Genomic DNA, 19631 nt, shown 5'->3' with positions numbered 1-19631 from the left:
TAAAATTTTATTTAACATAAGTAAACTTCCATTCGTCTAAACAAAACTCCCTTTTAGTTGTAATTGGAAATTTAAGAATTAAAACAAAACTACTTTTGAACTGTAATTAAACAATAAAAAACATTAAAAATGAAAATATTAGCTATTGACGATCAGAAATTAGTTTTAATTCCTTTAAAAAATAGATTAGAAGAATTAGGTTATGAAGTTATCACAGAAATATCAGCATTAAAAGGAATAGAAACCTATAATTCTTTTCAACCAGATTTGGTAATTGTAGATTTAAACATGCCAGAAGTTTCTGGAATTGAAGTTGTAAATCATATTAGAGTTCATCAAAAAGAACAAACACCAATTATGATTTTATCTGGTAATACAGATGATGAAATGATTACAAAAAGTTTTGATTTAGGTGTAAATGATTATATGAAAAAACCATTAAGTTTAACGGAAGTTTGTGCTAGAGTTAAGCGCTTAATAGGGGTTACTATTACTAATACAGAAGCTAAAAAATATAACAACGTTATGATTCAGCAGAGATGTGTTGGTGTAGTAATTCCTTGTTATAATGAAGAAAGAAGATTGTTAAGTAAAGAATTTACTGATTTTATTGAGAAAAATTCAGGCTATCATTTATGTTTTGTAAACGATGGAAGTAAAGATAAAACCTTGGACGTTTTAAATGATTTAAGAAAAGGTAGAGAAGATTTTATTACAGTTTACGACTGTGAGAAAAACGGAGGAAAAGCAGAAGCTGTAAGACAAGGAATGTTGTTTATGTCTAAAAAAGAAGATTTAGATTATATAGGTTTTTTAGATGCAGATTTATCTACCGATTTAACAGATTTTGATGATTTAGTATCAACTATAGAAAATTCTGATTATAAGATTGTAAGTGGATCAAGAATTAGTAGAATGGGTGCAGATATTACTAAGGAATCTGCAAGAAAAGTTATTAGTTTAACGATTAACTTTATTATCAGAAAGATTTTAAAAATGGATTTTAAAGACACACAATGTGGAGCAAAAATATTTCATAAGGATGTAATTAAAATTTCTTTTGCTAAAAAGTTTGTTACACAATGGATTTTTGATGTAGAAATTTTCCGAAGAATAACATTGCATTTCGGATTAAAAAAAGCAAAACAAATGTTATGTGAACAACCTTTAAAAAGATGGATTCACGCTGATGGATCTAAATTATCAATGAAAGATTCTGTAAAGATTGTTGGACAATTGGGACAAATTGCTTGGCACTATAGAAGTAATAAAACATCAATTAATAAAGAAACTACATTTAATTTAAATACTGAATTGGTTTTATCTAAATCATCTTAAAACTTAGAGATGAAAACAGGTGTTATATTATTATTTTCCGATAACGAGAAAGATATTGGAGAAAATCAATTTCAGAAACTTTCACAAAATTCAGCTATTACATATTGTTTTATCAATAATGCAAGTAAAGATAAAACGCTGGAAACACTAATAAATATTAAGAATAAAACGCAAAAGAATATCTCTATTCTTGATATTAGAAAGAAAAAAGGACTTTTGGCATCAGTAAAAGCAGGTGTAAGATATTTAACTAGTAAACAAGATTTAAACTCAATTATATATTTTGAATTTAAAAAGTATAATGAGTTTTTAAAATTAGAATCAAAATTTAAAATACCAACTTCAAATAACCTTTTTAAAAAGATTTACGAAAGAAGTATTCTCAATAATGTGTTCTCATTAGAACAAATTATCAATCATAATTAGAAAAAAAATGAATTCAATAAAACTTTCATCAAAATTACTTCCATTAACAGGAGAAATTCAAAACTACGCTTGGGGTGGTAAAAGTTATATTTCTCAATTATTAGAGAAAGAAAATAATCAACAAAAATGTGCAGAATATTGGTTGGGAGCGCACAGAAGTGCGCCATCTTATATTGCTACAGCAAATGGAAATATCCCTTTAGATAATTATTTAAAAATAAATTCACAAGAAAGTTTAGGAGAAGAAACATTGAATAAATTTGGGAAACTACCTTTTTTATTCAAAGTTTTAGACGTAAAAGAAATGTTGTCTATACAAGTTCATCCAACAAAAATAGAAGCAGAAAAAGGTTTTAAATATGAAAATGATTTAGGAATTCCTTTAAATGCAATTCATAGAAATTATAAAGACGATAATCATAAACCAGAGGTTATGGTCGCTTTAAGTGAGTTTTGGTTATTGCACGGTTTTTTAGCTAAAAAGAAATTAGTATGCAGACTAAACGAAATTAAAGAGTTTGCATCTTTGGCATCTATTTTTAAAAATGAAGGTTATTTAGGTTTGTACAAAACTGTAATGCAATTTTCTGTTGAAGAGAGTAATCATTTATTACGTCCTTTAATTAACAGAATTATGCCTTTATATTTAAACGGAAAATTACAAAAAAACTCTCCAGATTATTGGGCTGCAAAAGCGGTTGCAACCTCAGTTGATGTAAATATTTTAGACAAAGGAATCTATTCAATTTACTTTTTTAATCTTGTTCAATTGAATAGAGGAGAAGCCATTTTTCAAGATGCAGGAATTCCTCATGCTTATTTAGAAGGGCAGAATATAGAGTTAATGGCAAATTCAGACAATGTTTTAAGAGGCGGACTAACAAAGAAACATATTGATGTTGCTGAATTAATTAAACATATTTCTTTTACAGAAACTATTCCTAATATTTTAAAAGGAGATTTACAAAATGATAAATTAGAAAGAATTTTTTCTACATCAGCGCCAGATTTTGAGTTAAGTGAAATTAAGATCCCTATTTCTAAATTCTATAACTCTGTATCAAAAACACCTCAAATTTTACTATTACTTGATGGTGAAGTAGAAATTAAAGCAGGAAAAAACTCTTTAAAACTAATGAAAGGAAAATCTGTGTTTCTAAAGGCTAATTGTACTTATAAAATTACATCATTAAAAAAAGCAACTATTTATAAGGCTAAAGTTGGGAATTAGAAATTTTTATTTAAAATCTTTAATAATTCATCTGTTCCAGAACTAGCAACATTTTTAATAATTTTTAAATTGTTAAAATCATTTTTAGAAACTGAAGGTTTAGGATCAATAAAATAAATAGGAGTATTGGGTTTTACATAGTTCACTAAACTTGCTGCAGGATACACTTGCATAGAAGTGCCAATAATTACCAAAATATCAGCAGTTTGAGTAATTTCTATAGCTTTATCTAACATTGGCACCATTTCTCCGAACCAAACTATATGTGGTCTTAATTGACTTTTATTTTTACATAAATCTCCTAAAACCAAATCTTTTTTCCATTCTAAAATAGCATTTTCATTTTTAGAACTTCTTACTTTTAGTAATTCCCCATGCAAATGCGTAACATTTTTGCTTCCAGCTCTTTCGTGTAAATCATCTACATTTTGAGTTATGATTTCAACATGAAATTCCTTTTCTAATCTCTGTAAATTAAAATGTGCCTTATTGGGAAAAACTTCTAATAATTGTCTTCTTCTTTGATTATAGAAATCCAAAACCAATTCAGGATTTTTGGCAAAACCTTCTGGAGTTGCAACTTCCATAACATCATGCCCTTCCCACAAACCATCAGCATCTCTAAAAGTATTAATGCCACTTTCTGCAGAAATTCCTGCACCAGTTAAAACAACTATTTTTTCCATCAATTAAAATGTTTAGTAAAATGTATTCAGAGTAAAAATAATAGTTTTAAGTTTGTTTTTATGATTGATGAAAAATTATTAACCTATTTCGAAGGTTTTTTAACAGATAAAAGAAAATCGCTCTTCAAAAGAATTTTAGAGGATAGAACAAGACATTTTACGGTTGTTTTAGAAGATATTTATCAGGCACATAATGCAAGTGCAGTAGTTAGAACTTGCGATATTTTTGGAGTGCAAGATGTACATGCAATAGAGAATAAATACACAAATAAAGTATCAAGACATGTTGCAAAAGGTTCTCAAAAATGGTTAAGTCAGTTTAATTATAGAGAAGATGGAGATAATACTAAAGATTGTTTAAATAAATTAAAATCTGAAGGTTATCAAATTATAGCAACAACTCCTCATAATGATTCTTGCATGTTACAAGATTTTGATGTTTCTAAAAAATCAGCTTTTGTATTTGGAGTAGAAAAAGAAGGAGTTTCTAATTATGTAAAAGAACAAGCAGATGGTTTTTTAAAAATACCTATGGTTGGTTTTACAGAAAGCTTAAATATTTCTGTAGCAGCAGCAATTATTTTACAAGATGTAACCACAAAACTTCGAAATTCTGATGTGAATTGGCAACTTTCGGAAAAAGAAAAAGAAATTTTGTATTTTGATTGGGTAAAAAAGACCATTAAAAATGTCGATAAAATTGAAGAAAGATATCTCCAAAATTTAAGATAATGAACCCGAAAATTGAAGAATATATCAGTAAAAAAGAAAAATGGCGAAAAGAATTAGAAACTTTACGTGCTGTTTTTACTGATTTACCAGTGGAGGAAACTATAAAATGGGGAGCTCCAACCTATGTTTATCAAGGTAAAAACATTGTTGGTTTGGCTGCTTTTAGAAGTTATTGTGGTTTGTGGTTTTTTCAAGGAGCATTATTAAAAGACAAGAAGAAAGTATTTATAAACGCACAAGAAGGAAAAACAAAAGCAATGTTGCAATGGCGTTTTTCTTCATTAGAAGAAATTGATAAAGATTTAATAAAAGAATACGTTTTAGAAGCAATTGAAAACGTAAAGTTAGGCAAAGAAATAAAGCCAGACAGAGCTAAAAAAGAGTTGGTAATTCCAGCTGAATTACAACAAGAATTAGATTCTAATAATAATTTCAAAGAAAAATTCGAAACATTTTCTAATAGTTGTAAAAGAGAATACGCTAATTATATTTCTGAAGCTAAAAGAGAAGAAACACGTTTAAGAAGATTACAGAAAATTATTCCAATGATTTTAAAAGGAACAGGATTACATGATAAATATAAGAATTGTTAATCTACAATTACTTTTTCTATAGTTGATGTAGAATCACAACGTTTAATGTATAAATGCACGTTTTTTAAGCTGTCTCTTCCTGTAACATAATATTCACCACAAGGTTTTTGTCTTGGTTTTCCTTTACCAAAATCTACATCTCCTAAACGCAAAATAGTAGAAATTTTTGCAGTATCTATTTCATTTTTTTGCATAGAATATTTTGCAACATCAGAAAAAATACGATGTTTAATTCTAATAGTTTTTAATGTTCTTGCATCCATTCCATAATCGAAAGTAGCATTTTTCTTTTGCCAGAAAAAATAAACACCTATGGAACCTAGAGCTAAACCTATTAAATAATAAAAAATTCTTTTTACGAGCATTGTGGAATTTTGAACTGCAAAGTTAGTTTTTTAATGATAAATAACCACTTATAAAATCAACAAATTAATATCTCTAAATGGCAAATCGAACCAATCTGCAACCGTTTTATTTGTAAGAATTCCATGATAAAAATACATTCCGTTTCGTAGACTTTTATCAAATCGAGCCGTGTTTTCGAAGCCGCCTTCTTCGGCGATGTTTAGTAAATATGGAGTAAAAATATTACTAATAGATACAGAAGCTGTTCTTGCATAACGCGCAGGAATATTTGGCACACAATAGTGAATTACACCGTGTTTTACAAAAGTTGGCGTTTTATGTGTAGTAACATTTGAAGATTCAAAGCAACCACCTCTATCAATACTAACATCAACAACAACAGCGCCTTCTTTCATTTTTTCAATCATTTCTTCTGTGGCACAAATTGGAGATCTATTTTTTCCTCTAATCGCTCCAATGGCAACGTCACAACGCATTAATGCTTTTAAAACCGATTTGGGCTGAATAGTAGAAGTGTAAATAGGTGCGTGTAAACAATCTTGTAACTTTCTTAATTTACTAATTGAATTGTCAAAAACCTTAACTCTTGCACCCAAGCCAATAGCTGTTCTTGCAGCATATTCTCCCACAGTTCCTGCTCCAAAAATAACAACACTTGTTGGTGGAACACCACCAATATTTCCAAATAATAACCCATTTCCTTTATTAACACCACTCATTAATTCGCCAGCAATTAAAATGGATGCAGTTCCTGCAATTTCACTTAACGATTTTACAATTGGGTAAGAATCATGTTCATCTTTAATATAATCGAAAGCAATTGCAGTAATTTTTTTCTTAGATAAACATTCGAAATATTTTTTTGACTGTGTTTTTAGTTGCAAAGAAGAAATTAAAATGGCATTCGGGTTTATAAACTCGATTTCATTTTCAGTAGGAGGAGCCACTTTTAAGACAATATTGCACTTAAAAGCTTCTTCTACATTGTAAGATATTTTTGCACCAGCTTCAGAATATTCTTTATCGGTAAAGTTTGCGCCATCACCAGCACCAGTTTCAATAACAATTCTATGACCATTAGCAGTTAAAGCGCCAACGGCATCTGGCGTTAAACAAACTCTTTTTTCACTTAATTGTGTTTCTTTTGGTAACCCAATAAACAATTCTCCTTTTTGCTTTTTAATCTCTAACATCTCTTCCTGAGGAATTAGCTCTTCTTTACTAAATGGAGAAAATGAACTCATATTTTGGTTATTTAAGTTGAATGTTACGTTGTCCGTTTTCTAATGTAGATAAATGAATTGCAACAGATTCTAAAGGTAATAAATTTTCGACATTTTCTGGCCATTCAATTAAACACCAATCATTATTGTATAGATAATCTTCAATTCCCATATCTAATGCTTCATTTTCATCTTCAATTCTATAAAAATCGAAATGAAAAACTTTGTTATTTTCTGAAGTTTGGTATTCATTTACCAAAGAAAAAGTAGGTGAGGAGATATTGTCTAAAACACCTAATTCTCTGCAGATTTCTTTAATAAGCGTTGTTTTACCAACACCCATTTGTCCGTAAAACAATAATGTTTTATTTTTTACAGATGCAATAATTTCTTTTGCAACTTCCTGTAAATTTTCTAAAGAATAGTTTTTATTCATAATACAAAAATAACAAACCTCACAAGTTTTTAATACTAGTAAGGTTTAATTTTATTAGATTTTTATTGTTTTTCGATTTCTATTATGGAAAACACTAAAATATTAAAAACTATTTAGGACTATAAACAGCACAGGGAATGATAACTTCTTCCAAAGAAACACCACCATGTTGATATGTATTTTTAAAATACTTTACAAAGTGATTAAAGTTATTTGGGTATGCAAAAAATAAATCTTCTTTTGCGAAAATAAACGGACTGTTCATAGCTACAGTTGGTAAGAAAATATCTTTCGGGTTTCTTACTGCATATACATCCTTCTCTTCGTAAGATAGACTTCTACCTGTTTTGTAACGTAAATTAGAACTGATATTTTTATCGCCAATTACTTTTGTTGGATGTTTACAATTAATGGTTCCGTGGTCGGTTGTAATAATTAATTTTTGACCTAAACTTTGTGCTTTTTGAATGATTTCAAAAAGTGGCGAATTTTTAAACCAACTTAAGGTTAAACTTCTATATGCTTTGTCATCTCCAGCCAATTCTTTAATAACCTCCATTTCTGTTTTAGAATGAGAAAGAATATCTACAAAATTATAAACGACTGCAGTTAAATCGTTTTGTTTTGTTCCGTTGTAATTATCGGCTAATTCTTTTCCGTCTTTTAAAGAAGAAATTTTATAATATTCATGTTTAATATCTAAGCCCAAACGTTTTATTTGAGCCGTTAAAAACTCGTTTTCAAACAAATTCATTCCACCTTCATCGGTGTCATTTTTCCAATAATTAGGATGTCTTTTTTCCATTTCTGAAGGCATTAATCCAGAAAAAATGGCATTTCTAGCATATTGAGTTGCAGTTGGCAGAATAGAAAAATACGTGTATTCTTCGTCCTTTTTATAATGATTGTTAATTAACGGCTCTAATATTCTGTATTGGTCGTAACGTAAATTATCAATCACAACCCATAAAACACCTTGGTCTTTTTTTAATTCTGGAACGACATAATCTTTAAATAAAGTATGCGAAAATGTAGGTTTGTCATGAGCAGTTAAAAAATCTTCATAATTTTTCTTGATGAATTTAAAAAATTGCGAATTTGCTTCTTGTTTCTGACTTTCAAGAATACCCAACATTCCAGGATCGCTTATGTTTTCAAGCTCCAATTCCCAATGAATTAGTTTTTTATACAATTCAATCCAATCTTCATAAGAATTTACCATACCTAAATCCATAGAAATTTTTCTAAATTCTTGTTGGTAATTAGAAGTTGTTTTTTCGGAAACCAAACGAGAGTGGTCTAAATTTTTCTTTAAACTCAACAAAATCTGATTCGGATTTACTGGCTTAATTAAATAATCTGCAATTTTCGAACCAATTGCTTCCTCCATAATATATTCCTCTTCACTCTTGGTAATCATAACCACGGGCAAGTTGGCTTGTTTTTGTTTAATTTCAGAAAGTGTTTCTAAACCAGTTAAACCTGGCATGTTTTCATCTAAAAAAACAATATCAAAATTTGTTTCATCAACTAAATTAATGGCATCTGCACCATTTGTACAAGTTGTAACTTTGTAATCTTTACGTTCTAAAAATAAAATATGTGGTTTTAATAATTCAATTTCATCATCAACCCATAGAATTTGTATACTCATATTTATTTTGTTTTATTTCTTAACGTTAAAATTAGGGTTTTGTTATTTTTTTAATGATTTTAAAATGATAAAATATTGCCAATTTTATAACAAATTCATTAATTATTATTTTAAGGCATAAATTTCTATTTTAATTTTACGATTTCATGTCTAGAAATATTGTACTTTGCAGTTATAGATTGAAAAAATTTAACCTTTTGAATAAAAAAACACCCAACAAACTTAAAATATTAAACGATCCTATTTATGGATTTATACAGATACCAAATTCGTTAATTTTTGATATTATAGAACATCCTTATTTTCAGCGTTTAAGAAGAATAACACAAATGGGATTTTCTAACTTGGTGTATCCTGGGGCAAATCATACTCGTTTTCATCATGCTATTGGTTGTATGCATTTAATGCAAAAAGCTATAGGTGTATTGCGTTTTAAACAAGTAGCTATATCTAAAGAAGAAGAAAACGCTTTGTGTATTGCAATTTTGTTACACGATATTGGACATGGTGCATTTTCACATGCATTAGAAAATAGTATAGTTAGTGGTATTTCTCATGAAGAAATTTCTTTAAAGTTTATGAAGAAATTAAATGAAGAATTTAATGGAGAATTAACGTTAGCAATCGAAATTTTTGAAGGAAAAAATTCACGAAAATTTTTATATCAGCTAATTTCTAGTCAGTTAGATATTGATAGGTTAGACTATTTAAAAAGAGATAGTTTTTATACAGGAGTAACAGAAGGTAATATTTCATCAGACAGATTAATTGCTATGATGAATGTTAAAGATGATGAGTTAGTTATTGAGCAAAAAGGAATTTACTCTGTAGAAAAGTTTTTAATTGCCAGAAGATTAATGTATTGGCAAGTGTATTTACATAAAACTGGTTTAGTTGCAGAAAACATTTTGGTTAATGTTTTAAGAAGAGCAAAAGAGTTAGCAGAAAAAGGAGTTGAGCTTTATGCAAGTTCTGCTTTGCATTATTTTTTATACAATCAAATTAATAAACAGAATTTTACAGAGAAAACTTTAGAAATGTTTTCTAAATTAGATGATTATGATGTTTTGTCTGCAATTAAGGAATGGGTGTATCATAAAGATGAAGTATTATCACTTTTATCTAAAATGATTGTGGATAGAAACTTATTGCGTATAGAAATTCAACAAGAAAACTTTACAGAAAGTTATATTCAGAAAAAAAGAGAAAAGGCAATTAAAAAGTTAAACATTAAAGAAACAGAAGTAGATTATTTTGTTTTTCATCAAGAAATAAAAAATCAGGCATATAATTTAAAAGCACCTATTTATATTTTAAATAAAAAAGGAAAGTTAAAAGATATTTCTAAAGCATCAGATCAATTAAATCTACAGGCACTAACCAATCCTGTTATAAAACATTTTATTTGTTACCCAAAGTAAGATGATATTAGCCAAATCCCTATAATTTTTATATTTTTGCGATTAATGAAATTTACAGCACAACAAATAGCAGACATTTTAGAAGGAGATGTTGTAGGAAACCCAGAAGAAGAAGTTTCTAAACTTTCTAAAATTGAAGAAGGAGAAAAAGGTTCATTAACTTTTTTATCCAATCCAAAATACAATTCATTTTTATATACTACAAATGCTTCTGTAGCTATTGTTAATAAGAGTTTTAAGCTAGAGAAAGAAATTAGCACTACACTTATTAAGGTAGAAAATGCATACAAATCTTTTTCTAAGTTATTAGAAGTTTACAACGAAGTTAAGAACAATAAACAAGGAAGAGAAGCACCTCATTTTATTTCAGATACTGCAAAAATTGGAGAAAATGAATATATTGGAGCGTTTGCATATATTGGAGAAAATGTAAAAATTGGAGAAAATGTAAAAGTTTATCCTAATTCTTATATTGGTGATAATTCGGTAATTGGAGATGATAGTATTATTTTTTCTGGTGTTAAGATTTATTCAGAAACAATAATTGGGAAAAACTGCAAAATCCATTCTGGTACTGTAATCGGTGCAGATGGTTTTGGTTTTGCACCTAATGAAAAAGGAGAATATAAAGCAATTCCGCAGATAGGAAATGTTATTATTGAAGATAATGTAGATATAGGTTCTGCATCTACAATAGATAGAGCCACAATGGGGTCTACTATTATAAGAAAAGGTGTTAAATTAGACAATCAAATACAAATTGCGCATAATGTAGAAATTGGCGAAAACACCGTTATTGCTGCGCAAACAGGAATTGCAGGGTCTACTAAAATTGGTAAAAACTGTATGATTGGTGGGCAAGTAGGTTTTGCTGGTCATCTAACAATTGGTAATAATGTTAAGATTTTGGCACAATCTGGTATCTCAAAAAACATAAAAGAAAACGAAATAGTAAGTGGTACACCTGCTTTTAAAGTTTTAGACTATAATAGAAGTTCAGTTTACTTTAGAAATTTACCAAAAATAGTTTCAAAAATAAATAATTTAGAAAAAGAGTTGAATACTCAAAAAGAATTATAAATGAGTAAAAAGCAAAAAACAATACAAAAAGAAGTTAGTTTATCTGGTGTAGGTTTACACACAGGTAAAACAGTAACTATGACATTAAAACCTGCACCAGAAAATCATGGTTTTGCTTTTAGTAGAGTAGATTTAGAAGGGGCTCCTACAATTGAAGCCAAGGCAGAATATGTTGTAAACACTCAAAGAGGAACAAATCTTGAGAAAAATGGAGTGCAAATTCAAACTTCAGAGCATGTTTTGGCAGCAGCAGTAGGTTTAGATATAGATAATCTATTAATAGAAATTGATTCTTCAGAACCACCAATTATGGACGGTTCTTCTAAATATTTTGTTGAAGCATTAGAAAAAGCAGGAATAAAAGAACAAGAAGCAGAAATAGAAGAGTATGTTGTAAAGGAAATAATTTCCTATAAAGATGAAGTAACAGGCAGTGAAATTATTTTAATGCCATCAGACTCTTACCAAGTTACAACAATGGTAGATTTTGGAACTAAAATTTTAGGAACTCAAAATGCCACTTTAGATAAAATATCTGATTTTAAAGAAGAAATAGCAGATGCAAGAACTTTCAGTTTTTTACATGAAATTGAAATGCTTTTAGAAAACGATTTAATTAAAGGAGGAGATTTAAATAATGCTATTGTGTATGTAGATAAAGAGTTATCTGAAAATACAATGGAAAAGTTAAAGAAAGCCTTTAATAAAGATAATATAACAGTGAAATCTAACGGAATTTTAGATAATCTAGAATTGCATTGGGCAAATGAAGCTGCAAGACATAAACTATTAGATGTTATTGGAGACTTAGCCTTAACAGGAATAAGAATTAAAGGAAAAGTTATAGCAAACAAACCAGGGCATTTAATAAATACACAATTTGCTAAAAAATTATCTAAAATTATAAAGCTAGAAAAAAGAAATAATGTTCCTAAATATGATTTGCATGCAACTCCTTTAATGGATATTCATCAAATTATGGATATTTTGCCTCATAGGCCACCTTTTTTGTTGGTTGATAGAATTTTAGAACTTTCAGACAAACATGTTGTTGGATTGAAAAATGTAACAATGAACGAAAATTTCTTTGTAGGTCATTTTCCAGGAGCACCTGTAATGCCAGGAGTTTTACAAGTAGAAGCTATGGCGCAATGTGGTGGAATATTGGTGTTAAGTACAGTTCCAGACCCAGAAAATTATTTAACTTTTTTCATGAAAATGGACAATGTTAAGTTTAAGCAGAAAGTGTTACCAGGAGATACTTTAATTTTTAAATGTGAATTGATAACTCCAATAAGAAGAGGAATATGTCATATGCAAGCATACGCTTACGCAAACGGAAAATTAGTTGCAGAAGCAGAATTAATGGCACAAATTGCAAGAAAAAAATAGAATATGAATCAACCATTAGCATACGTTCATCCGCAAGCAAAAATTGCTAGAAATGTAGTAATAGAGCCTTTTACAACCATTCATAATAATGTAACAATTGGTTCTGGTACTTGGATCGGATCAAATGTAACAATTATGGAAGGTGCTAAAATTGGAAAAAATTGTAGAATTTTTCCAGGTGCTGTAATTTCTGCAATTCCTCAAGATTTAAAATTCGATGATGAAGAAACCACTGTAGAAATTGGAGACAACGTTACAATACGTGAATGTGTTACAATTAACAGAGGAACCTCAGATAGAATGAAAACCAAAATTGGAGATAATTGTTTAATAATGGCTTATTGTCATATTGCACATGATTCATTTGTAGGAAACAACTGTATTTTTTCAAACAATACTACACTTGCAGGTCATGTTACTATTGGAGATAATGTAGTTTTGGCAGGTATGGTTGCAATACATCAATTTGCTTCTGTAGGTAAACATGCTTTTGTTACTGGTGGTTCTTTAGTTAGAAAAGATGTTCCACCATATGTAAAAGCTGCACGTGAACCTTTGTCTTATGTTGGTATAAATTCAGTAGGCTTAAGAAGAAGAGGTTATACTACCGAAAAAATTAGAGAGATTCAGAATATATACAGAATTTTATTTCAGAAAAACTATAATTATACCCAAGCAATTGATATAATTGAAGCAGAAATGGAAGCAACTCCAGAGAGAGATGAAATTATTCAATTTATAAAAGATTCACATAGAGGAATCATGAAAGGGTATTTTAATTCAAATTAATTATTATAATTAGTACAAACAGAAACTATAAATGGCAACAACATCAGATATTAGAAACGGATTGTGTATTAGATACAATAACGATATATATAAAATAGTAGAATTTTTACATGTAAAACCTGGAAAAGGACCTGCATTTGTAAGAACAAAATTAAAAAGTGTTACTAACGGAAAAGTAATTGATAATACATTCCCTGCAGGAAGAAAAATTGAAGATGTTCGTGTGGAAACTCACAAATTTCAATTTTTATATCATGATGGAGAATTCTATCATTTTATGAACGAGGCAGATTATACTCAAATTCGTTTGTTAGAAGCTGCTTTAGATACTCCAGGTTTAATGAAAGAAGGAGAAATAGTTACTATTATCATTAATTCTGAAGATAATATGCCACTTTCTGTAGAAATGCCAGCGAGTGTAATTTTAGAAGTTACTGCAACAGAACCTGGTGTTAAAGGAAATACAGCAACAAATGCAACAAAACCAGCAATAGTAGAAACTGGTGCGTCTGTAAATGTACCTTTATTTATTAATGAAGGAGATAAAATTAAGGTAGAGACTACCAAAGGTACTTACCAAGAAAGAATTAAGGAATAAGTTTTCTGATGTCTAAAACTAGAGAAGAAATTAATCAAACTGAAAAAGATTACTGGAATGAAGGTAAGCTTGACAGAACAAAGATTAAAAAATTAAGAAGACACGCTTTTTTTTATTCTTACAAAAGAGAAAAGAAAATTCTTGATAAACTTTTAGAAGATTTTAATGGTCAAGATGTTTTAGAAATTGGATCATACACATGGGCGGTTTGGTTTAATAAAAATACAAAACCAAAAAGTTTAACCTGTATTAATATTTCTGAATCGGAGTTAGAAAATGGTAAAAAACATGCTTCTGAACAATCTTTTCCAGTAAACCATCATTTAATGGATGCGAACGATTTAACATTCGAAGATAACTCTTTCGATATTGTTTTTGGTGGAGCAATTTTACATCATTTAGATATAGAAAAATCAATAGGACATATACACAGAGTTTTAAAACCTGGTGGAAAAGTTGTTTTTTTAGAACCATTAAATATGAATCCTTTATATAAGATTTATAGAAAAATGAATCCTCAAGAAAGAACACCAGACGAACATGCTTTGGTTTCTAAAGATTTTAAAATAATTAGAGAAAAATTTACGTTCGATCATTATTTCTTTGACTTTTTTACAGTTGCTTTTGGTTTTATTGCACTTAAAATTTATGGTGATAAAAATTACGATAATTGGATAAATAAGTTTGGTTACAATTTAGATGTATTCTTTTCTAAAATTCCTTTTTTACACTCTCTTTTTGCAAGAGTTATTATTTATGGTAGCAAAAAATAAGGTTTTATGAAATTCAAAAATCCACAAACTTTACAACAAATTGCATCATTATTAAATGTTGATTTTGTTGGTGATGCTAGTTTTGAAATTTTAGGAATTAATGAAATTCATGTTGTAGAAAAAGGAGATATTGTTTTTGTAGACCATCCAAAATATTACGATAAAGCATTACAGTCAGCTGCAACAACTGTTTTAATCAACAAAAAAGTTGCTTGTCCAGAAGGAAAATCATTATTAATTTCTGATGACCCTTTTCGAGACTTTAATAAAATAACAAAACATTTTAATCCTTTTATTGCTTCAAAAGTAAGTATTTCTGAAAGCTCAGTTATTGGAGAAGGAACAATAATTCAGCCAAATGTATTTATTGGAAACAATGTTTCTATTGGAAAAGATTGTGTGATTCACCCAAATGTTACAATTTATGACAATTCAGTAATTGGAAATAATGTAACGATTCACGCAAATACAGTTTTAGGAGCAGATGCTTTTTATTACAAAAACAGATCAACAGGTTTCGATAAACTAATTTCAGGAGGAAGAGTTGTACTAAAAGATAATGTAGATTTAGGAGCTTCTTGCACTATAGATAAAGGAGTTACAGGAGATACAACTATTGGAGAAGGAACAAAAATAGACAACCAAGTGCATGTTGGACATGATACTGTAATTGGTAAGAAATGCCTAATAGCATCGCAAACAGGTATTGCTGGTTGCGTAATTATTGAAGACGAAGTAACAATTTGGGGACAAGTTGGTACAAACAGCGGAATTACAATAGGAAAAGGAGCTGTAATTCTAGGGCAAACAGGAGTTACAAAATCTGTACCTGGAGGAAAAAGTTATTTTGGAACTCCAATATCCGAATCAAGAGAAAAATTAAAAGAAATGGCAGAAATTAAACGCTTTTTAAAAGACAGAAAGAATTCCTAAATTCCTTTTTTAGAAACAAGCAATAAACTATTTTTGCATAACAAAATAAAATTAGAAACGAATGAGTGTTTTAGTAAATAAAAATTCAAAAATTATTGTTCAAGGTTTTACAGGTAGTGAAGGTACTTTTCACGCTGGCCAAATGATTGATTATGGAACTAACGTTGTTGGTGGTGTAACTCCAGGAAAAGGAGGTCAAGAACATTTAGGTAAACCAGTTTTTAATACAGTTGCAGAATCTGTAGAAAAAGTAGGAGCAGATACTTCAATTATATTTGTACCACCAGCTTTTGCTGCTGATGCAATTATGGAATCTGCAGATGCTGGAATTAAAGTAATTATTTGTATTACAGAAGGTATTCCTACTGCTGATATGGTAAAAGTGAAAGCTTATATTGCTGATAAAGATTGTAGATTGGTTGGACCTAACTGTCCAGGTGTAATTACACCAGATGAAGCTAAAGTTGGTATTATGCCAGGTTTTATCTTCAAAAAAGGTAGAGTTGGTATTGTTTCTAAATCAGGAACTTTAACTTACGAAGCTGCTGACCAAGTTGTAAAACAAGGTTTTGGAATTACTACTGCAATTGGTATTGGTGGAGATCCAATTATTGGAACTACAACAAAAGAAGCTGTAGAATTGTTAATGAATGACCCAGAAACTGAAGCAATTGTTATGATTGGTGAAATTGGTGGAAATTTAGAAGCTGAAGCTGCACAATGGATTAAAGCTGATGGAAATAGAAAGCCAGTTGTTGGTTTTATTGCAGGACAAACTGCACCAGCAGGAAGAACAATGGGACATGCAGGAGCAATTGTGGGTGGTGCTGATGATACAGCACAAGCAAAAATGAAAATTTTAGCAGAAAATGGAGTTCACGTTGTGAGTTCGCCAGCTAAAATTGGAGAAATGGTAGCAAAAGTTTTAAAATAAACCATTATTTTAAAACATTAAAATATATAAATTCCCGTTTGTATTGGATTAATTTCAATATCTCGGGAATTTCTTTTTTATATTTGATAATCAACTAAATAAAACATTATGAAATTATTAGAAAATAAATCAGCTATAATTACTGGTGCAACAAGAGGAATTGGTAGAAGTATTGCAGTTGAGTTTGCAAAACAAGGTGCAAATGTTGCTTTTACTTATAGCTCTTCTGTAGATGCTGCAAATGCATTAGAAGAAGAATTAAAATCTTATGGAGTTTCTGCAAAAGGATATCAATCGAATGCAGCAGATTTTGATGCGGCACAAGAATTAGCAAAAGACGTTCAAAAAGAATTTGGTACTATTGATATTTTAGTAAATAACGCAGGTATTACAAAAGATAATTTGTTAATGCGTATTTCTGAAGATGATTTCGATAAAGTAATTGAAGTAAACTTAAAATCTGTTTTCAACTTAACAAAAGCAGTTATTCGTCCAATGATGAAACAAAGAAGTGGTTCTATTATTAACATGAGCTCTATTGTTGGTTTAAACGGTAATGCAGGTCAAGCTAATTATGCAGCTTCTAAAGCTGGTATTATTGGTTTTTCTAAATCTGTGGCTTTAGAGTTAGGTTCTAGAAACATTAGAAGTAATGTAATTGCTCCTGGATTTATAGAAACTGAAATGACAGATAAATTAGATGAAAAAGTAGTGCAAAGCTGGAGAGATGGAATTCCTTTAAAAAGAGGAGGACAGCCAATAGATGTAGCAAATGCTTGCGTGTTTTTAGCATCAGATATGAGTGCGTACATTACAGGACAAACATTGTCTGTAGATGGTGGAATGTAGATTCAATAATGGATTTTAATCCATGGAATAAATTATAAAAACCTGTAACAATTTAACGTTGCAGGTTTTCTTTTTTTAGATAGTTATTTATATCTTTCACAATAAATTTATACTGTTGCAAACAACTACAATTTTATACATCATACTTGCTTTGTTATTGAGTCTTTCAGTAGCATTTTTTCAATATTTTTATAAAGCAAAAAACACATCAAAAAATACAATTTTACTTTTTGTTTTAAAAACATTAAGTCTTTTTTTATTGATTTTATTGCTGATAAATCCCACAATTAAAAAAACAGAATTACAAAATAATAAACCCATTTTGTCTGTTTTGGTAGATAATTCTAAATCAATTCCTTTCTTTAAAGAAGATAAAAGTGTAAGTGAATTCATTTCTAATATTCAGAACAATAAAGAGTTAGGTGATAAGTTTGAAGTTAAGAAATTCACTTTCGGAAATTCTTTACAAGTTTTAGATTCACTTTCATTTAAAGAAAATGAAACCAATATTTCTGATGCAATTTCATCAATAAACGAATTGCATAAAGGTAAAATTGCGCCAATTATTCTTTTATCCGATGGAAACCAAACCATTGGAAATGATTATGAATTTATCAATTCTAAACAAAAAATATATCCTGTAGTTTTTGGAGACACTATAAAGTATAAAGATTTAAAAATAAGTCAGTTAAACGTAAATAAATACAGTTATATAAAAAATAAGTTTCCTGTAGAAGTTTTGTTAAACTATGATGGAAATGAAACTGTAAACTCTCAATTTTCAATTTTTAGCAAAGGAAAAACCGTTTTTTCGCAAAAAGTACAGTTTTCTCCAACAGAAAATTCAAAAACGATAACTGCTAATTTAACATCAACAAAAGAAGGATTGCAATTTTATACAGCCACTATAAGAAAAATTGAAGGCGAAAAAAATACCAAAAACAATACTAAAAGTTTTTCGGTAGAGGTTATAGATGAACAAACAAAAGTGTTGATTTTAACGTCTGTTTTACACCCAGATATTGGCGCACTAAAAAAAGCGATAGAAAGTAATAAACAACGTTCTGTAGAAGTGTTATTAATTGATAAATATAAAAATCAATTAAATGATTTTCAGCTGGTAATTTTGTATCAACCAACAGCTCAATTCAATACTGTTATTGGAGAATTGAAACAAAAAAACAGCAATTATTTTTTAGTTTCTGGTGCAAATACAGATTGGAATTTTATAAATAAACAACAGCTAGGTTTTACTAAAAAGGCAATCAATCAAACAGAAAATTACGGAGCAATTTATAATGATGGTTTTCTAACTTTTTTACAAAAAGATATTGGTTTTAATCAATTTCCTCCATTAAAAGACAAGTTTGGTGAAGTTATATTTACTAAAGAACAACAATTATTATTGTCGCAAAATATTAACGGTGTGCAAACGCAACAACCTTTATTGGCAACTTTCGAACAGAATAATCAAAAATCGGCAATTTTATTAGGCGAAGGAATTTGGAAATGGAGAGCTGCTAGTTTTTTAAACACTAATTCTTTTCAAGAATTTGATGAATTTACAGGGAATTTAATTCAGTATTTAGCATCAAACAAGAAAAGAAATCGATTAGAAATTAATGCTAAAAACATATATCCTGCAAACTCAACAATTATTATTTCTTCTTATTATACAGATAAAAATTACAAATTTGATGATAGAGCAACTTTAGAAATTACAGTTACCAACACAGATACAAAAGAAGTTGTTAAATTTCCTTTTTCTTTAGTTAGCAATTCTTATCAGGTTGAAATAGAAAATTTATCACCTGGAAATTACGCATACAAAGTTGCTGTAAATGGACAAAATATTCATAAATACGGACAATTTAAAATTACGGAATATCAAGTAGAAGAACAATTTACAAATGCAAATCACCAAAAATTAGATGTTTTGGCAACAAAAGCTAATGGAAAATTGTTTTACAAGAATCAATTTGATTATTTATCAAAATTACTTTTAGAAAATAAGGAATTTTATACTACACAAAAATCAACAATTAAAGAACAAAATCTAATCGATTGGAAATGGATTTTATTCTTTGTAATTAGCTTATTTACAATAGAATGGTTTATCAGAAAATATTACGGAAAAATTTAATTTTAAAGATTCAAAAAAAGTAGAGAAGCTTGCT

At 29.0% G+C, this 19631-nt stretch carries 20 protein-coding genes; 15 read left to right on the top strand and 5 right to left on the bottom strand.

All coding sequences use genetic code 11. The features are described 5' to 3' along the window. Positions 1-129: 129 nt before the first annotated feature. From H9W90_RS07230 to manA, 3 genes are read left to right on the top strand one after another with little or no spacing between them, the layout of a single operon-like run. Complete coding sequence (locus H9W90_RS07230) at positions 130-1338, top strand: response regulator (RefSeq protein WP_187483767.1); 1209 nt, start codon at positions 130-132, stop codon at positions 1336-1338. 9 nt (positions 1339-1347) lie between these two features. After that, on the top strand, positions 1348-1764 hold the full coding sequence (locus H9W90_RS07225; RefSeq protein ID WP_187483766.1) for a hypothetical protein: 417 nt from the start codon (positions 1348-1350) through the stop codon (positions 1762-1764). A gap of 7 nt (positions 1765-1771) precedes the next feature. Beyond that, complete coding sequence (manA, locus tag H9W90_RS07220; protein WP_187483765.1) at positions 1772-2995, top strand: mannose-6-phosphate isomerase, class I; 1224 nt, start codon at positions 1772-1774, stop codon at positions 2993-2995. On the opposite strand, the gene H9W90_RS07215 is transcribed toward manA, so the two are convergent. Next, on the bottom strand, positions 2992-3681 hold the full coding sequence (locus H9W90_RS07215) for an SIR2 family NAD-dependent protein deacylase (RefSeq protein WP_187483764.1): 690 nt from the start codon (positions 3679-3681) through the stop codon (positions 2992-2994). The genes manA and H9W90_RS07215 overlap by 4 nt on opposite strands. 60 nt (positions 3682-3741) lie before the next feature. Between H9W90_RS07215 and H9W90_RS07210 the strand changes: the two genes are divergently transcribed. Both H9W90_RS07210 and H9W90_RS07205 read left to right on the top strand, forming a co-directional pair. Then, positions 3742-4413 (top strand): TrmH family RNA methyltransferase, encoded by a 672-nt coding sequence (locus tag H9W90_RS07210; protein ID WP_187483763.1) that lies wholly within the window; start codon positions 3742-3744, stop codon positions 4411-4413. Further along, positions 4413-5006 carry a YdeI/OmpD-associated family protein gene (locus H9W90_RS07205; RefSeq protein ID WP_187483762.1) on the top strand — a complete coding sequence of 198 codons (594 nt, stop codon included), beginning with the start codon at positions 4413-4415 and terminating at the stop codon, positions 5004-5006. The genes H9W90_RS07210 and H9W90_RS07205 overlap by 1 nt, the downstream gene beginning before the upstream one ends. Here H9W90_RS07205 and H9W90_RS07200 read toward each other — a convergent pair. The 4 genes from H9W90_RS07200 to porX form a co-directional block, all read right to left on the bottom strand. Continuing rightward, positions 5003-5371 carry a DUF4258 domain-containing protein gene (locus H9W90_RS07200; protein WP_187483761.1) on the bottom strand — a complete coding sequence of 123 codons (369 nt, stop codon included), beginning with the start codon at positions 5369-5371 and terminating at the stop codon, positions 5003-5005. The two genes, H9W90_RS07205 and H9W90_RS07200, sit on opposite strands and share 4 nt — an antisense overlap. 48 nt (positions 5372-5419) lie before the next feature. Beyond that, positions 5420-6616 carry an alanine dehydrogenase gene (locus H9W90_RS07195; RefSeq protein WP_187483760.1) on the bottom strand — a complete coding sequence of 399 codons (1197 nt, stop codon included), beginning with the start codon at positions 6614-6616 and terminating at the stop codon, positions 5420-5422. Positions 6617-6623: 7 nt separating this feature from the next. After that, the gene (gene tsaE, locus H9W90_RS07190; RefSeq protein WP_187483759.1) at positions 6624-7031 is read right to left on the bottom strand and encodes a tRNA (adenosine(37)-N6)-threonylcarbamoyltransferase complex ATPase subunit type 1 TsaE; all 408 of its coding nucleotides are present in this window, start codon (positions 7029-7031) and stop codon (positions 6624-6626) included. A gap of 109 nt (positions 7032-7140) precedes the next feature. Then, positions 7141-8685 (bottom strand): T9SS response regulator signal transducer PorX, encoded by a 1545-nt coding sequence (porX, locus tag H9W90_RS07185; protein WP_187483758.1) that lies wholly within the window; start codon positions 8683-8685, stop codon positions 7141-7143. Between the two features lie 146 nt (positions 8686-8831). Here porX and H9W90_RS07180 point away from each other — a divergent pair, with 146 nt between their 5' ends. From H9W90_RS07180 to H9W90_RS07135, 10 genes are all read left to right on the top strand, one after another. Next, positions 8832-10106 (top strand): HD domain-containing protein, encoded by a 1275-nt coding sequence (locus tag H9W90_RS07180; RefSeq protein ID WP_187483757.1) that lies wholly within the window; start codon positions 8832-8834, stop codon positions 10104-10106. A 45-nt stretch (positions 10107-10151) separates the two neighbouring features. After that, the gene (lpxD, locus tag H9W90_RS07175; protein ID WP_187483756.1) at positions 10152-11186 is read left to right on the top strand and encodes a UDP-3-O-(3-hydroxymyristoyl)glucosamine N-acyltransferase; all 1035 of its coding nucleotides are present in this window, start codon (positions 10152-10154) and stop codon (positions 11184-11186) included. Continuing rightward, positions 11187-12578, top strand: a complete 1392-nt coding sequence (locus tag H9W90_RS07170; RefSeq protein ID WP_187483755.1) for a bifunctional UDP-3-O-[3-hydroxymyristoyl] N-acetylglucosamine deacetylase/3-hydroxyacyl-ACP dehydratase — start codon at positions 11187-11189, stop codon at positions 12576-12578. It begins immediately after the preceding gene. A gap of 3 nt (positions 12579-12581) precedes the next feature. Next, complete coding sequence (lpxA, locus tag H9W90_RS07165; RefSeq protein WP_187483754.1) at positions 12582-13367, top strand: acyl-ACP--UDP-N-acetylglucosamine O-acyltransferase; 786 nt, start codon at positions 12582-12584, stop codon at positions 13365-13367. A gap of 31 nt (positions 13368-13398) precedes the next feature. Beyond that, positions 13399-13965 carry an elongation factor P gene (efp, locus tag H9W90_RS07160; protein WP_187483753.1) on the top strand — a complete coding sequence of 189 codons (567 nt, stop codon included), beginning with the start codon at positions 13399-13401 and terminating at the stop codon, positions 13963-13965. Between the two features lie 8 nt (positions 13966-13973). Further along, positions 13974-14738: a class I SAM-dependent methyltransferase gene (locus tag H9W90_RS07155; protein ID WP_187483752.1), complete on the top strand. Its 765-nt coding sequence runs from the start codon at positions 13974-13976 to the stop codon at positions 14736-14738. A 6-nt stretch (positions 14739-14744) separates the two neighbouring features. After that, positions 14745-15671 carry a UDP-3-O-(3-hydroxymyristoyl)glucosamine N-acyltransferase gene (locus H9W90_RS07150; protein ID WP_187483751.1) on the top strand — a complete coding sequence of 309 codons (927 nt, stop codon included), beginning with the start codon at positions 14745-14747 and terminating at the stop codon, positions 15669-15671. A gap of 61 nt (positions 15672-15732) precedes the next feature. Further along, the gene (gene sucD, locus H9W90_RS07145) at positions 15733-16605 is read left to right on the top strand and encodes a succinate--CoA ligase subunit alpha (RefSeq protein WP_187483750.1); all 873 of its coding nucleotides are present in this window, start codon (positions 15733-15735) and stop codon (positions 16603-16605) included. A 108-nt stretch (positions 16606-16713) separates the two neighbouring features. Then, entirely contained in the window at positions 16714-17454 is a 741-nt protein-coding gene (gene fabG / locus H9W90_RS07140; RefSeq protein ID WP_187483749.1) for a 3-oxoacyl-[acyl-carrier-protein] reductase, read from the top strand. A gap of 115 nt (positions 17455-17569) precedes the next feature. Next, positions 17570-19597, top strand: a complete 2028-nt coding sequence (locus H9W90_RS07135; protein ID WP_254712540.1) for a VWA domain-containing protein — start codon at positions 17570-17572, stop codon at positions 19595-19597. Positions 19598-19631 lie beyond the last annotated feature (34 nt).

It is taken from the genome of Polaribacter pectinis, assembly GCF_014352875.1.
Taxonomy (GTDB): Bacteria; Bacteroidota; Bacteroidia; order Flavobacteriales; family Flavobacteriaceae; genus Polaribacter; species Polaribacter pectinis.
The sequence above is the reverse complement of the archived record's forward strand: the minus strand, read 5'-3'. Positions and strand labels throughout refer to the sequence as shown.